At 67.6% G+C, this 14,706-nt stretch carries 14 protein-coding genes; 7 read left to right on the forward strand and 7 right to left on the reverse strand.

Annotated features, from left to right (window positions below; translation table 11 throughout):
• Positions 1 to 157: 157 nt before the first annotated feature.
• Entirely contained in the window at positions 158 to 1,492 is a 1,335-nt protein-coding gene (locus ACQKDV_RS03510; RefSeq protein WP_427782401.1) for an MFS transporter, read from the reverse strand.
• Between the two features lie 288 nt (positions 1,493 to 1,780).
• On the opposite strand from ACQKDV_RS03510, the gene yedA reads away from it, so the two are divergent.
• Positions 1,781 to 2,686, forward strand: coding sequence for a drug/metabolite exporter YedA (gene yedA, locus ACQKDV_RS03515; RefSeq protein WP_427782402.1), 906 nt, complete (start codon positions 1,781 to 1,783; stop codon positions 2,684 to 2,686).
• A gap of 24 nt (positions 2,687 to 2,710) precedes the next feature.
• Entirely contained in the window at positions 2,711 to 3,610 is a 900-nt protein-coding gene (rarD, locus tag ACQKDV_RS03520; protein WP_427782403.1) for an EamA family transporter RarD, read from the forward strand.
• Positions 3,611 to 3,806: 196 nt separating this feature from the next.
• Here rarD and ACQKDV_RS03525 read toward each other — a convergent pair whose 3' ends face one another.
• The 4 genes from ACQKDV_RS03525 to ACQKDV_RS03540 form a co-directional block, all read right to left on the reverse strand.
• On the reverse strand, positions 3,807 to 5,123 hold the full coding sequence (locus tag ACQKDV_RS03525) for an ABC transporter permease (protein WP_427782404.1): 1,317 nt from the start codon (positions 5,121 to 5,123) through the stop codon (positions 3,807 to 3,809).
• A gap of 13 nt (positions 5,124 to 5,136) precedes the next feature.
• A complete protein-coding gene (locus tag ACQKDV_RS03530) occupies positions 5,137 to 6,294 on the reverse strand; it encodes an ABC transporter permease (protein WP_427782405.1) in 1,158 nt (385 codons plus the stop codon).
• Between the two features lie 14 nt (positions 6,295 to 6,308).
• Positions 6,309 to 6,998 (reverse strand): ABC transporter ATP-binding protein, encoded by a 690-nt coding sequence (locus ACQKDV_RS03535; RefSeq protein ID WP_004153799.1) that lies wholly within the window; start codon positions 6,996 to 6,998, stop codon positions 6,309 to 6,311.
• A gap of 104 nt (positions 6,999 to 7,102) precedes the next feature.
• On the reverse strand, positions 7,103 to 8,350 hold the full coding sequence (locus ACQKDV_RS03540) for an efflux RND transporter periplasmic adaptor subunit (RefSeq protein ID WP_427782406.1): 1,248 nt from the start codon (positions 8,348 to 8,350) through the stop codon (positions 7,103 to 7,105).
• A 204-nt stretch (positions 8,351 to 8,554) separates the two neighbouring features.
• Between ACQKDV_RS03540 and ACQKDV_RS03545 the strand changes: the two genes are divergently transcribed.
• The 5 genes from ACQKDV_RS03545 (at position 8,555) to ACQKDV_RS03565 (ending at position 13,110) form a co-directional block, all read left to right on the forward strand.
• Positions 8,555 to 9,463, forward strand: a complete 909-nt coding sequence (locus ACQKDV_RS03545) for an ABC transporter ATP-binding protein (protein ID WP_427782407.1) — start codon at positions 8,555 to 8,557, stop codon at positions 9,461 to 9,463.
• Entirely contained in the window at positions 9,460 to 10,236 is a 777-nt protein-coding gene (locus ACQKDV_RS03550) for an ABC transporter permease (RefSeq protein ID WP_427782408.1), read from the forward strand. Before ACQKDV_RS03545 ends, ACQKDV_RS03550 begins: the two co-directional genes overlap by 4 nt.
• Positions 10,237 to 10,242: 6 nt before the next feature.
• Positions 10,243 to 11,457, forward strand: coding sequence for a sensor histidine kinase (locus ACQKDV_RS03555; protein WP_427782409.1), 1,215 nt, complete (start codon positions 10,243 to 10,245; stop codon positions 11,455 to 11,457).
• Positions 11,454 to 12,056, forward strand: coding sequence for a response regulator transcription factor (locus ACQKDV_RS03560; RefSeq protein WP_427782410.1), 603 nt, complete (start codon positions 11,454 to 11,456; stop codon positions 12,054 to 12,056). The genes ACQKDV_RS03555 and ACQKDV_RS03560 overlap by 4 nt, the downstream gene beginning before the upstream one ends.
• A gap of 76 nt (positions 12,057 to 12,132) precedes the next feature.
• The gene (locus ACQKDV_RS03565; protein WP_427782411.1) at positions 12,133 to 13,110 is read left to right on the forward strand and encodes a hypothetical protein; all 978 of its coding nucleotides are present in this window, start codon (positions 12,133 to 12,135) and stop codon (positions 13,108 to 13,110) included.
• A 91-nt stretch (positions 13,111 to 13,201) separates the two neighbouring features.
• Here ACQKDV_RS03565 and ACQKDV_RS03570 read toward each other — a convergent pair whose 3' ends face one another.
• Together ACQKDV_RS03570 and ACQKDV_RS03575 are read right to left on the reverse strand one after the other, a co-directional pair.
• The gene (locus ACQKDV_RS03570) at positions 13,202 to 13,738 is read right to left on the reverse strand and encodes a cytochrome b (protein WP_427782412.1); all 537 of its coding nucleotides are present in this window, start codon (positions 13,736 to 13,738) and stop codon (positions 13,202 to 13,204) included.
• Positions 13,735 to 14,706 (reverse strand): catalase family peroxidase (locus tag ACQKDV_RS03575; protein WP_427782413.1); only part of this gene is annotated, 972 nt, incomplete at its 5' end. The genes ACQKDV_RS03570 and ACQKDV_RS03575, both read right to left, overlap by 4 nt.

The following is a 14,706-nucleotide window of genomic DNA, read 5'->3' on the forward strand; positions in this document are numbered from 1 at the left end:
CTGACAGTCGACTCTACCCAGTCGACCATCGCGCGCAGCGCGGGGTTTTCCGCGATCTGAGAGAAGATCAGTCGACTGACAGTCGACGCTACCCCGTCGTCGTCACTGCGCGGCAGCCACCGGCAGTGCGCCGGTGGTTGCCATCAACACAGCCCCCTTACTTGCGGGTGCCGTCGAGCCAGTTCGGGCCTTTGTTGGTCAGGAAGAACACGTACACCACCAGCGATACCGCGATGGTGGCGGTGACGTAGATGGCGAACCAGTCCACGTGGCCGGTCTTCAGCGCGCCCTGGTACAGCAGCGGGGCGGTACCGCCGAACAGCGAGTTGGCCAGCGCATAGCCCAGGCCCACGCCCAGTGCACGCACGTGGGTGGGGAACAGCTCGGCCTTCACCACGGCGTTGATGGACGTGTAACCGGTGAGGATGACAAAGCCCAGCGCCAAGGTGAGGAAGGCGAGGGTGGCATCGTGCTGGTGCGGCAGCTGGGTGATCAGGTACCAGCTGTACAGCACGCCGCCCACGCCGAAGAACACCAGCAGGCTCTTGCGGCCGACGATGTCCGACAGCCAGCCGCCAACCGGCTGCAGCACCATCAGCAAGGTCAGCACGCCGAGATTGACCAGGGTAGCCGTCATCGGATCATCCGCAGCGAAGGCGCTCTGGATCATCTTCGGGCCGTTCACCGAGTAGGTGTAGAAGGCAATCGTGCCGCCGGCAGTGATCAGGAAGCACAGCAGCAGCGGGCGCCACTGGTGCACGAACAGTTCGTACATCGAACCGGATTTCCTGGCCTTGCCCTCGCGTGCGGCTTCGATGGACGATGCTTCCATCGTCTCGTCCATGCCACGGCGCAGCCAGAACACCACCACGGCAGCGATGCCGCCGATGCCGAAGGCGATGCGCCAGCCGAATTCCGAGATTTCCGGCTTGCCCCAGACGTTCAGCATCAGGAACAGGGTCAGCTGGGCCAGCACGTGGCCACCGACCAGGGTGACGTAGTGGAACGAGGAGAGGAAGCCGCGGCGGCCGGGAATGGCCGCTTCGGACATGTAGGTGGCGCTGGCGCCGTACTCACCGCCGGTGGCGAAGCCCTGCAGCAGGCGTGCGAACAGCAGGATGATGGCCGCCCAGATACCGATGCTGGCTGCGGTGGGGGTGATGGCGATGAGGAAGGAGCAGACGGCCATCAGGGTGACCGACACGGTGAGTGCCAGGCGGCGGCCGTGGCGGTCGGCAAAGCGGCCGAAGAACCAGGCACCGATGGGGCGCATCAGGAACGTGGCGGCGAAGATCGCCCAGACGTACATGGTGGAGTTCTTGTCTTCGGGCGAGAAGAACTGCGATTCGAAGTACACGGCGAATACCGAGTACACATAGACGTCATACCACTCCACCAGGTTGCCGGCGGAGCCTTTGAGGGTATTGGAGATCGAGCGGCGCAGCGCGGCGCCGTCGGTGCTGGGGACAGCAGGTTGGGACGTGGTGCTCATCTGGGTGAGGATCCTCGATGCGGCGCTTCCATGCGGGAAAGATCGATGCCAGGGCGCGCAGCGCGCTGCCCAGCCAGCCTTCTAGGTACTGCATCCCACGTCAACGCCAGGTGCCGGAGGGCAGGCAGGGCATGGGGACCGCACAGGGTGACAGCGGGCGGCAGGGGGGACCATAGCTAGATCGTCGTACGCCCTGTCGTTTCCAGCTCGGCCAGCCAGGACCGAAACCGGGGTTACGCAGCTGACCGAACGCTCTAGAATCCGTCTTCCCCTGCCTGCTGGTGCGTCATGTCGGCTTCCCCTGTTCCTGCTGCGGCTGCCCCCCGGGGCGGCCTTGTTGCGTTGGCGCTGCTGCTGGTCTACGTGGTCTGGGGCTCCACCTACCTGGGCATCGCCAAGGCCCTGCACGGTGGGGCGCTGCCGCTCACCATGGTCTCCGGCAGCCGCTTCATCATCGCCGGCGGCCTGATGTACCTGGCCCTGCGCCTGTTCTGGAAGCTGCCCCGGCCGAGCCTGCGGCAATGGCGCAACCTGGTCATCATGGGCGTGACCATGCTGGTGCTGGGAAACGGCATGGTGGTGCTGGCCGAGCGCGAGGTGTCCTCGGGCCTGGCAGCGACAGCCGTAGCCTCGGTGCCGCTGTGGATGGCGCTGTTCTCGGCGCTGCGCGGCCAGCACGCCAGCCGGGGTGAATGGCTGGGCATTGCCGTCGGTTTCATCGGCGTGGTCTGGCTCAATGCCGGCAGCAGCCTGACTGCCTCGCCCACGGGGCTGGTGCTGCTGCTGATCGCACCGGTCGGCTGGGCGTTCGGTTCGGTCTGGGCGCGTGGCCTGGACCTGCCCGGCCCGTTCATGACCGCCGCCGGGCAGATGCTCTGCGGTGGCGTGCTGCTGGTGCTGATCGGCCTGGCGGTGGGCGAACGCCCGACCACGCTGCCCGACACCGGCGGCCTGCTGGCCATGGCGTACCTGTGCGTGTTCGGCTCCATCGTGGCCTTCACCGCCTACGTATGGCTGCTGCACAACGTGCGACCGGCGCTGGCCGGCAGCTACGCGTACGTCAATCCGGTCATCGCGGTGCTGCTGGGCGCGGCCTTGAATGGCGAGCACTTCGGCTGGCGCGATTTCCTGGCGATGGCCGTCATCCTGCTGGGCGTGGTGGTGCTGACCATGGCGCGGACCCGGAAGAAGTGAGCATGACGAAATGAGTATGACCAAGTGAGCATGGACGAGCAGGAACAACGCCGCGGCCTGCTGGTGACCGCCTCCACCTTCGTGCTGTGGGGGCTGGTGCCGGTGTACTGGCATCTGCTCAGCGAGGTGCCGTCGTTCCAGATCATCGCCCACCGCATCATCTGGTCCACGGTGCTGGTGGTGGCGTGGCTGCTGCTGAGCGCGCGCCTGGGCTGGTGGCGGAAGATCGCCGCGCAGCCGCGCGCGCTGCCGATCCTGGCGGTGTCCAGCCTGACCATTGCCTTCAACTGGGGCCTGTACATCTGGGCGGTCAATGCCGGCCATGTGATCGAAACCAGCCTGGGCTACTTCATCAATCCGCTGGTGAACGTGCTGCTGGGCGTGCTGGTGCTGAAGGAACGCCTGCGCCGCGTGCAGTGGCTGGCGGTGGGCATGGCGGCAGTGGGCGTGGCGTGGCTGACCGTTGATGCCGGCACGCCGCCGTGGATCGCGCTGGGTCTGGCCTGTTCGTTCGGCCTGTACGGGCTGCTGCGCAAAGTGGTGTCGGTGGATCCGGTGGCCGGGCTGGGCGTGGAAAGCCTGTACCTGTTCCTGCCGGCGCTGGCGTTTGCGCTGTGGGCCGAGAATGGCCATGGCGGCGCGTTCTTCCATGGCTGGGGCTGGCGCAACGATCTGCTGCTGGTCTTCGGCGGCGTGGTGACGGCCGTGCCGCTGATCGGTTTTGCCTACGGGGTGAAGCGCATCCCGCTGTCGCTGGTCGGCATCCTGCAGTACATCGCGCCCAGCCTGCAGCTGCTGCTGGGCGTGTTCTTCTTCCACGAAGCCTTCGACACCGGCAAGGCGATTGGTTTTGCGGTGATCTGGGCCGGGCTGGTGCTGTTCGTCGGCGAGAATGTGCGCGCGATGCGGGCGGCGAAGCGGTAATCGCGATGAGGTCAGAGCCCGGTTCTGACCCCGACTGCCATCCACGCATGGCGTGGATCTACTGGATTCATTCCACATCGTACGGGTGTTCGCATTGCAGTAGATCCACGCCATGCGTGGATGACGCGCCGACAAAAAAAGGGCGAAGCCTTCGCTCCGCCCTCCACACCCATCACTCCACGCACGGGCGCGTTGTTCAGGTCTCGCGCAGGGCCGTGGTGATCGGCAGGCGCGCCGCGCGCAGCGCCGGGAACAGGCCGCCAACCAGGCCGATCCCCAGTGCCCACTTCAATCCATTCCACAGCAGTTCCGGCGATACATGGAACTTGAACACCACCGCGCTGAAATTGCTGCCGATGGTGGACACGCTGTAACCGTTGAACAGCAGCCAGGCCACCGCACAGCCCAGCAACCCGCCCAGCAGTGCCAGCAACATCGTTTCCAGCATCACCGCGGTGACCACCGGCAGGCCGCGGAACCCGATCGCACGCATGGTGGCGATCTCGCGTGCACGCGTTGCGACTGCGGCATACATGGTGTTGAGCGCGCCGAACACTGCACCCACTGCCATGATCGTGCCGATGACCTTGCCGAGGATGTCGATCAGCCTGGTCAAGCCGCCGCCCTGCTTGCCGTAATACGCGCGCGTGGTTTCCACATCCAGCTTCAGGCGCGGATCGGTGGCCACGGCGGCCTTGAACTGCTCGAAGCCAGGCTTGCCATCGGTACGCACGCTGATCGACTGCCACGCACTGCGCTGGTAGGTGGTGGCCAGCGTATCGGCATCGGTCCACATTTCCGAATCATGGGCATCCCCCGAGGCGAACACACCGACCACGGTCCAGGCCTGGTTGCCCAGGGTCAGCGTTTTGCCAACCTCAAGGTTGCGGAACTGTCCCTGTGCGCCCTGGCCGACCACGATCTCGCGCAGGCCGGTGCCGAACTTCCGGCCCTGCACGATCTTCACCTTGTCATGCACCGCCCACGCCTGCGGGCCGACGCCGCGGAACTGCGCGTTGACGTCGGTACCATCGGCCTTGGAAACCAGGTTCACCACCTGCGACAGCTCCGGTGACAGCAGCGGCCGGCCTTCGCCATCGCGGCTGATACCGGGCAGGGTGGACAGCATGGGCACCTGTTCGCGGGAGATGACCGAGTTGGTCTCGGCCTGCGAACCACCGCGCAGCACGATGGCGGTGGTGTCATCGCCGGTGCTGCTGAGCGTGGCCTGGAAGCCTTCGCCCATGGCCAGCATCGCCACCAGCACGCCGACCACGCCGGCAATGCCGACCACGATCACCGAGGAGGCGCCCCAGCGCTGCGGCAGGCTGGCGATGCCGATGCGGGTGGCCGCCAGCGCCAGTCGCCCGCTGCGGGTCAGCAGCAGCCACAGCGCCACCAGCACCGCCACGGCGAGCACGCCAAACCACGGCAGGGCGATCCAGATGCCCAGGTTGACCACCAGCAGCGCACCGGTTGCTGCATTGAGCAGCCACTTTTTCAGGAATTTCATCTGCGTCTCCTCCTCAGCGGCCGGCCAGCGCATCGACGATCTTCAGGCGTTTGGCACGCAGCGCGGGCAGCAGCCCGACCACGATGCCGATCACCACGATCAGGCCGATGCCCACCAGCCAGGTGGGGGTGGGTACGTGGGGTGGCAGCATGCCCATGCTCTTGGGCGCGATGGCCGGCAGCACCAGCGCGGCCAGGCCCATGCCGATCAGGCCGCCGAGGCCGATCAGCAGCACCGACTCGACCATCACCAGCGTCAGCACGGTGCCGTCCTTGAAACCCAGCGTCTTCAGCGTTGCCAGCTCGGGAATGCGCTCGCGCACGGCCTGGGCCATGGTGTTGCCGGTCAGCAGCAGCAGAGTAAAGAACACTGCGCCCATGATCGAAGTAACGATCATGCCGATGTCCGCGAACTGCTTGACGAACGCCTGCTGGAACGCCGATTCGGTCTGGGTCTTGGTCTCGTGGTCGGAGTTGGCCGAGATCGCATCGATGGCCTGGGCCACCCGCGAGGCGTGATCGGGGTTGTCCAGGGTGATCGTGTACCAGCTCACCTGGTTCTTGATGTAGTCGTTGGATTCGTCGAAGTACTTCCAGTTCATCATCAGCTGGCGTTCTTCGTTGCCGGCCTGTGCGCGGTCATTGGAACGGAAGATGCCCTTCAGTTCCAGCGGCCAGTCATTGCTGCCGCCGCGCGGAAAGATGGTGGCCTGCAGCGGGATGGTGTCGCCGATCTTCCAGCCGAACTGGTTGGCCAGGCTTTCGCCGACGATGGCGCCGGTGCGGGTCTGCTTCCAGTCTTCCAGCTGCGCCGGGTCGATCTGCAGTTCGCGGTAGACATCGAAGTAGTTGGGCGACACCGAGAAATTCGGGAAGAAGTTCTTCGGGTCCTGGTAGATGCCGCCGAACCACATGCCGTAGGCCACGTCGCGCACGCCATCGACCTGGCGGATCTGCGTTTCCAGGCGGATCGGCAGCGACTGGGTGATCGACAGGCGCGAGGCGGTGACCAGGCGGTTGGCACCTTCCACGCTGCCACCGGAATTGAATGCCACGCGTACCGAATCGAGCATGCCGAACAGCAGGAAGGCCGCGACCACCGAGAGCAGGGTCAACAGGGTCCGGGTGCGGCTGCGGAACAGCTGCGCCCAGACAAGGGAGAAGTATTTCATCGCCGGGGCCTCCGTCAGTGGGCCAGCGGGGCGTCGGCCAGCTCGCCCTTGTCCAGGTGCACCGTGTGGGTGGCGTACTCGGCGGCCTTCGGGTCATGGGTAACCATGATGATGGTCTTGCCGTGTTCGCGGTTGAGCTGCTGCAGCAGGCCCAGGATCTCTTCGGCCGACTGCCGGTCAAGATCGCCGGTCGGTTCGTCGCAGATCAGGAAGGTCGGGTCGGAGACGATGGCACGGGCGATGGCCACGCGCTGCTGCTGGCCGCCGGACAGTTCATTGGGGCGGTGGCTGCGGCGGTCGGCCAGGCCGACCAGGGTCAGCGCGATCTCGGCATTGCGCTTGCGCTGCGCGGCGCTGAGATGGGTCAGCAGCAGCGGCAGTTCCACGTTCTTCTGCGCGGTCAGCATCGGCATCAGGTTGTAGAACTGGAACACGAAGCCGACGTGATGGCTGCGCCAGGTCGACAGCTGGCCGCCGCTCATCTGGTCGATGCGCTCGCCTTCGATGCTGATCTCGCCGCCACTGGGGTTGTCCAGGCCGCCGATCAGGTTGAGCAGGGTGGTCTTGCCCGACCCGGACGGGCCCATCAGTGCAACGAAGTCGCCGCGTGCGATGTCCAGGTCGATGCCGTGCAGCACCTGCACTTTTTCCGGGCCACGTTGGTAGGTCTTGGTGATGTTGCGCAGTGAAACCAGGGTCGACATCGGGGTTCTCCACGAAAGGTGGAACACGGGGACGCGCGCCGGCCACGGGCCGGAGGGCATGCATGGAACGGTGCTGCCGGCGGCGCCACGCGGGCGCCAGGCCGTTACTGCGCTTGTTTCAGTCGCACCCTGGCGCCATCGCGCAGGGTGTCCAGTGGGCTGACCACCACGCTTTCGCCCGCACTGACACCCTTCAGCAGCTGGCGGTCCTTGCCCATCGCCTGGCCGGCCTGCACGGCACGCTGCTGCACGCGGTCGGCATCGCCCAGCACGAAGGCCACGCTGGCACCGTCGCGCTCGACCACGGCGGTGGCCGGTACGCGCACACCCTGCGGCGTGCTGGCAGCGGCCTGCGGCGGTGCCTGTTCCAGGAAGCTGACCCGCACGCCCATCTCCGGCACGATGCGCGGGTCCTTCACCTTCAGCGCCACGCGCACTTTCACCGTGGCCTTGCCGCGGTCGGCGGTGGGGATGATGGCGATCACCTCGCCGGGAATCTTCCATTCCGGGTAGGCATTGAGGGTGGCTTCCACCGGCATCTTCGGCTGTACGCGGCCGATGAAGGCTTCGCCCACTTCCACTTCGATTTCCAGCGAATCCATGTCGACGATGGTGCCGATGCCGGTACGGGTGAAGCCGCCGCCGGCCGACAGTGGCGAAACGATCTCGCCCGGCTGCGCGGCCTTGGCGGTGACCACGCCGGAGAACGGTGCGCGCACGATGTTGTTGTCCACGCCCAGGTCGGCGATGGCGAGCTGATCGCTGGCGACCTTGACGTTGCGCTGGGCGGTATCCAGCTGCGCACGCAGGCTGTCACGCTGGGCCACGGCCTGGTCGTACTGCGAGCGCGAGACCAGCTGCTGGCCGACCAGCGCCTGCAGGCGGCTGGCTTCGGCGGCGGCCTGGCGCTGCTGCGCCTGCAGGCCGGCCACCTGTGCACGTGCGGCCTGCACCTGCGACGCGGACAGGCTGCGCTGTGCATCGGCATCGATCGGGTCCAGCGTGGCCATGATCTGGCCGGCCTCCACGCGCATGCCTTCCTCGATCATCACCTCGCGCACTTTGCCGGTGATCTTGGCCGACACCGTGGCCATGCGCCGGGCCACCACGTAGCCGCTGGCATCAAGCACCGAACTGCTGGCATTGCCCTGCTGGATGGCCACGGCCGGTGCGATGTCCACTTCAGGCGCAGGTGTACGGCCGAACAGGAAGAAGGCGCTGCCCGCCAACAGCAGCACGATGACGGCCAGGGCGATCCACAGCCAGCGTTTGCCTGGGCCATTCCCGGAGGACGGCGGCGGGGTTTTGCGGTCGATCCGGAGTTCCTTCAACAGCTCGGCAGAAGCGTTCATTGCGTTCCATCACAGGCATTCGGGCGGGTAGGGCCGGAAGGGCGACAGCAGCGGTTCCGGTGGTCAGGCGTGCGGCACAGCATGCAGTGGGCACGGGGCGTGAGGGCAGTGACAGCTGTCACCCCATGGGGATGACGGCGGCCACTGCGAAACGTGACCGGGGCGGCACAGCATGGCAACGTCCCCGCTACCGGTACCGCACCCATGGATTCGACCGCAGCCCCCACCACGGCCCCGTTGGCCCGCCTGCACCAGGTGCAGGTGCATTACGCCGGCCATGCCGCACTGCAGGGCATCGACCTGCAGGTGCGTGCCGGCCAGGTCCTGGCCCTGCTGGGCCGCAACGGTGCTGGCAAGAGTACCGCGATCAGCGTGCTGCTGGGCCTGCGCCGCGCCGATGCGGGCCAGGTTGAACTGCTCGGGGGCGACCCGCAGCAGCGCGCCAGTCGCCTGGGCCTGGGCGTGATGCTGCAGAGCACCAGCCTGCCGCCGATGCTGCAGGTGGATGAACTGGTGGCACAGGCCAGTGCCTGCTACCCCGACCCGATGCCGCTGGCGGAGGTGCTGCAGCGCACCGGCCTGCAGGATCTGGCCCGCCGTCGCTATGGGCAGCTGTCCGGTGGCCAGCAGCGCACGGTGCAGTTCGCCATCGCACTGTGCGGCCGCCCGCGCGTGCTGTTTCTGGATGAACCCACCACGGGCCTGGACATCCAGGCGCGGCAGGTGATGTGGCAGGCCATCCGCCAGCTGGTGGCCGAGGGCTGTGGCGTGCTGCTGACCACCCACTACCTGGAGGAAGCTGAAGCGCTGGCCCAGCAGGTGGTGGTGCTGGAACAGGGCCGCGTGCTGGCCGATGCGCCGCTGGCCGAGCTGCGCCTGGCCGACCGGCCGCGGCGCATCCGCTGCCGCAGCGCTCTGCCCGCTGACGATGTGCAGCACTGGCCAGGCGTGCAGCAGGTACAGCGCGACGGTACCCATCTGCAGCTGCTGGCCAGCCCGGCCGAACCGGTGGTGGCACGCCTGCTGGCCGCCGACGCGCAGCTGCAGGAACTGGAAGTACAGGGCGCGGCACTGGCCGACGCCTTCCTCGACATGACCCGGGAGGCTGCATGAACACCGTGACCCGTTCCCTCGCTGCGCCGCGCGCGTCCCTGCGTGCCGCCCTGCGCCCCTACTTCGCCGAGCTGCAGGCCGAACTTCGCCGCGCGTGGCGCACGCCGGCCTTCGCAGTGCCCTCGCTGCTGTTCCCGGTGCTGTTCTACCTGTTGTTCGGCGTGCTGCTGGGGCGCGGCCATGCGCCGCTGTACCTGCTGGCCACCTACTGCGTGTTCGGCGCGATGGCACCGGCCTTGTTCGGCTTCGGCGTGCAGCTGGCGCTGGACCGCGAAGGTGGCCTGCTGACCCTCAAGCGCGCGCTGCCGATGCCGGCAGCAGCCCCACTGCTGGCGCGGCTGGCGATGGCGATGCTGTTCGCGCTGCTGGTGGCAGGTCTGCTGGTCACCGTGGCCTGCACCTTCGGCGGTGTGCAGCTGCAGGTGCAGCAGATCCTGCAGCTGCTGGCGGTGGCGGCGTTGGCGGCGCTGCCGCTGGGGGCCATCGGCCTGCTGATCGGCAGCCATGCCAGCGCCAGTGCGGCCCCGGCCATGGTCAACCTGGTCTACCTGCCGCTGGCGCTGTTGTCGGGGCTGTGGCTGCCGCTGTCGGCACTGCCGACGCTGTTTTCGACGATGGCACCGCTGTGGCCGAGCTGGCACCTGGCGCAGCTGGCGTTGCCGGTGGTGGGGCTGCCGGCAGTGGGCAGCATCGCCGGCCACCTGCTGGTGCTGCTGGGGGTAACCTTGGCCGCATTGCTGCTGGCGCGCCGTCGCCTGCGCCGCATCGGCTGAACTGGCATGATCGGCAGCGAACGTCCCCGCCTGGATCCGCCCGTGTCGTCGAGCTGGCTTGCCTCCCTGCTGCGTCCCGCGCCGGATTCGTCGATGGCCGACACCGTGCGCCGTGGCAAATCAGCGTGGACCGACGCGGTCCACCTGCTGTGGTCGGTATGGATCGTGCTGACCCCCTTGCTGGGGCGGGGCTTCACCCTGCGCTGGGCGCTGATCACGCTGGTGTCCTATCCGCTGTTCCTGTTCCTGTACGCCCGTGTGCTGCTGGCGCCTCGCCACCATGGCCCACGCTATGCACTGTGCATGGTCGCCATGGCGCTGGTGCTGCTGCCCTGGTACCCGGCAGGCCTGACCTACTTCGTCTTTGGCTGTGTCCTGCTGCGTGTCAGTTGCCGCGACGGTTGGCGCCGCTACCTGCTGCAGCTGGCAGGCCTGAACGTGCTGTTCTGCACGGTTGCACTGCTCTGCGATTACCCCTGGCAGAGCCTGGTGTGGATTCCTGCGCTGTCCTTCATCGTCGGCATGGTGATGAACGTGGAAAGCATCAACCAGCAGAAGGACGCTGCCCTGCAGCTGTCGCAGGACGAGGTGCGGCGCCTGGCCACCACCGCCGAACGCGAGCGCATCGGCCGCGACCTGCACGACCTGCTGGGCCATACGCTGTCGCTGATCACGCTGAAACTGGAACTGGCGGGCAAGCTGTACGACCGCGATGACACACGCGCGCGGCAGGAGATCGGCGAGGCCGAGGCCATCGCCCGTGAAGCACTGGCGCAGGTGCGCAGTGCGGTTACCGGCATCCGTGCCAGTGATCTGGCCGGCGAACTGGCGTCGGCCCGGTTGCTGCTGGAATGCCAGCAGGTGCACCTGCAGTACGCGGTGCCGCCACCGATGCCCGCGGAGGTCGAGCGTGGCCTGGCCTTGGTGCTGCGCGAGGCAGCCACCAATATCGTGCGGCATGCGCGGGCCACCCAGGCGCAGGTCGTGTTCATGCAGGAAGGACGGCAGCTGGTGATGCAGATACGCGATGACGGACGAGGGGGCATGCAGGCCGAGGGCAATGGCGTGTGCGGCATGCGCGAGCGCGTGACGGCATTGGGCGGGCAGCTGCAGGTGCAGTCGCCGCGCGGCGAAGGCACGGTGCTGACCGTGCGCGTGCCACTGGCAGCAGCCACCTTGCCGGTGCCGCCGCCATCGCTGGCACAGGACGGTGCGGCATGATCCGCATTCTGCTGGCCGAAGACCAGGCGATGGTGCGCGGCGCGCTGTCGGCGCTGCTGGGCCTGGAACCGGACATCGAAGTGCTGGGCAGCGCTGCCGACGGCGAGGCCGCCTGGCGCATGCTGCAGCAGCTGCAGCCGGACATCCTGGTGACCGACATCGAGATGCCCGGCCTGACCGGCCTGGAGCTGGCCCAGCGCATCGCCCGCCACGAACTGCCGATCAAGGTCGTCATCGTGACCACCTTCGCCCGCGCCGGTTTCCTGCGCCGCGCGCTGGAAGCCGGGGTGCTGGGTTACCTGTTGAAGGACGCCCCGGCCGAGAACCTGGCCGACGCGCTGCGCAAGGTGCATCAGGGTATCCGTGCGATCGATCCGCAGCTGGCGATGGACGCGTGGTCGCAGGCCGACCCGCTGACCGACCGCGAACGCCGCGTGCTGCGCCTGGCCGGCGAGGGCCGCACGGCCAGCGAGATTGCCGAGCAGCTGGGGCTGTCGCACGGCACGGTACGCAATTACCTGTCCGAGTGCATCGGCAAGCTGGGCGTGGCCAACCGCATCGAGGCCTACCGGCTGGCGCGGCAGAAGGGCTGGTTGTAGACGCGCGGTGCCCGGCGGGCACAGCCCCTGCGCCTGGTGCCGTATTCTTGGTCCTCTCATGGATGGGGCTTTCACCTTGAAACACCACTATGCCGATGTCCTGGATCGCACCGGCGATACCTGGACCATCACGCCGAACGCGCAGCGCTGGTCCTGCCATGTCGATGACCTGGCCGGCGTACCGGAGGACACCGAGCGTCTGACCGTCACCGCGGGTGATCGCAACTGGCAGCGGATGCTGCAGTTGTCGCAGTTGCGCGAACTGACCCTGCACGAACCCAGCCAGGACCAGCTTCTTGCGCTGGCCCGGATGCCGCAGCTGACCGCGTTGCGCATCAGTCATGCGCGTCCGGCATCGCTGGCGATGCTGGAGGGCCTGTCGGCCCTGCGCGAGCTGGTGCTGGAGTACGTGTCGGGGTTCAATGATCTTTCGCCCGTGGGGCGCCTGCCGGCGCTGCGCGCGCTGCATCTGGAAAACCTGCGCCGGGTCAGTGATTTTTCCGGTCTGGCCGGCGCGCCCGCGTTGCGCAGCGTGACAGTGATGGGCACGCTGGACTGGAACCAGCCGGTTGCCGATCCGGGTTTCCTGGCGCAACTGCCTGCGCTGGAGGCGGTGAGCATCACCTGGTTCCGCAGCCCCTTGGTGTCCGGCCTGCCCGGCACACTGCTGCGCGTGCCGAAGCTGCGCAAGGTGCACTTCAGCATGTCCGAGCTGCCGCTGGAGGATTTCGCGCGCATCCAGGCGTGGCTGCCCGGGGTCGAGGGTGCGGTGCGCGAGCCGTTCGTACTCTGCGGCGAGATACAGCGCGTCATCGACCCGCGCGAGGATGTCGCTGCGTTGCCACTGGAGGCCTTCCTGGCGGTGCCGGGATTCTGGGTGGATGCGCAGGGCCGCCGCCGCGAGCATCTGGCCGACAGTGCCTACCTGCTGGGCAAGGGCGAGCGCATGGCCCAGGGCAGATCGGCCAACGTACTGGCCAGATGCGGGCAACATGCGCAGCGCTATCGCGCCCTGGTCGAACAGTTCAGCGGCGAAGGTGTTCCGGGCCGGTAGCGCGGGGCCTCCCGGCGAGCGAAGCGGCGGCTCTTGATCCTCGCCTGTGCGCGCGCGGAAACGATCCGCCGGGCATGGCCCGGCGCTACCTTCAGTCCTTCCCGCGCGCCATCGCCTGGAACACGCCATCGCGGCGCACCCACAGGTGGAACAGCGCCGCGCCCACGTGCATCAGCACCGTGGCGAACAGTACATACGCCAGCAGGCTGTGCGCGTTGCGCAGGGCCGCATACAGTGCCGGGGTGTGCGGCACGATCGGCGGCAGGTGCAGGCCGCCCCACAGGGTGATCGGGTAGCCGCCGGCCGACAGCATCGCCCAGCCGATCAGCGGCATCGCCAGCATCAGCCCGTACAGCATCCAGTGCGATGCCTTCGCCGCCAGTGCCTGCCACGCCGGCAGGTCGGCCGGCAGCGGGGGCGGGCGATGGCGCAGGCGGTTGTACAGCCGCAGCAGCACCAGCACGAGGATGGCGATGCCCAGCGGGCGGTGCAGGTCGATCAGCATCGGCCGCAGGTGCAGCGAGGCGACCATGGTCACGCCGACGAACAGCATGGCCAGGATCATCACCGCCATGGTCCAGTGCAGGAGGCGCGCGAGCAGGTTGAAGTGGCCGTTGCCGGTGTTCATCGTGCGGCCTCCTTCTTCGGCTGTTCGACGTTGCCGGCGGCGCGTTCGCGTTCGCGGCGGTTGAAGGACTGCGAGTACACGGCCGAGCGCGCGGCCAGGATCGGATCGTCACTGCCGCGCACGCCGCTGGGCAGGATCAACGGGTCGAAGTTGATCTGGCCGCAGGCGCCTTCCTCCTGCGATTGCATACGGTCCAGGCTGAGCACGCCGGCCACCACCTGCTCGCGCGAATCCGGCCACGGCGTCGACGGATCGTCGATGGCATCACCGGGCGCGGCGGTGCTGACCACCAGGTTCCACTGCACCGGGCCCTTGGCCAGGCGCTGCTGCAGTTCCTGGCTGAGGAAATCGACGCTGGCCTGCTTGCGCGTTTCCGCGTCCATTTCCACCACCGGTGCCAGCGGCTGCCAGCGCCAGCGCACGGCGCGCTTCTGTCCCTGCGCGTTGGTGAACCAGAAGCTGTTGACGCTGTTGTAGGTGGTGTCGGCCCAGCTGCTGGTCCACGGCGCGGTCTTCGCCCAGTGCTGGAACGCCTGCGCGCTGGGGTACCTGGCCAGCACCGCCGCCATCTTCTGCGGATCGGGTTTGCCGGTGGCCGGGTCGGGAATGGAAGCACGGGTCTGTCCGTAGAAGGCTTCGGCATCGGGCACGGCAAAGAACGGGAAGCTGTTCATCGCCATCCGCCATTCCTGGCCATCGTCGCTGACCATCTGCACGGCCATGCTGCGCACGCGCGCGGTGTTGTCGGCACCGTAGGGATCGCCGCCGCCGATCGACAGGCGGCCCAGCACCGGTACGCGCGCCTGCGAGAACACCCGCGCGCTGGACAGGGCGGGTGCCTGTGCGCTGGGTTCGAACCAGCCGCTCACGCAGATGCCCTTGCTGTGCGCGCGGCGGAAGCCCGGGTGGGCCGGACCGGTGGCTTCGATGGTGTCGGTGAAGCGCTGCGCGGTGAGGCGGTTGCCGAT

It is taken from the genome of Stenotrophomonas sp. NPDC077659 (assembly GCF_050268705.1).
In the GTDB taxonomy this organism is placed as follows: domain Bacteria; phylum Pseudomonadota; class Gammaproteobacteria; order Xanthomonadales; family Xanthomonadaceae; genus Stenotrophomonas.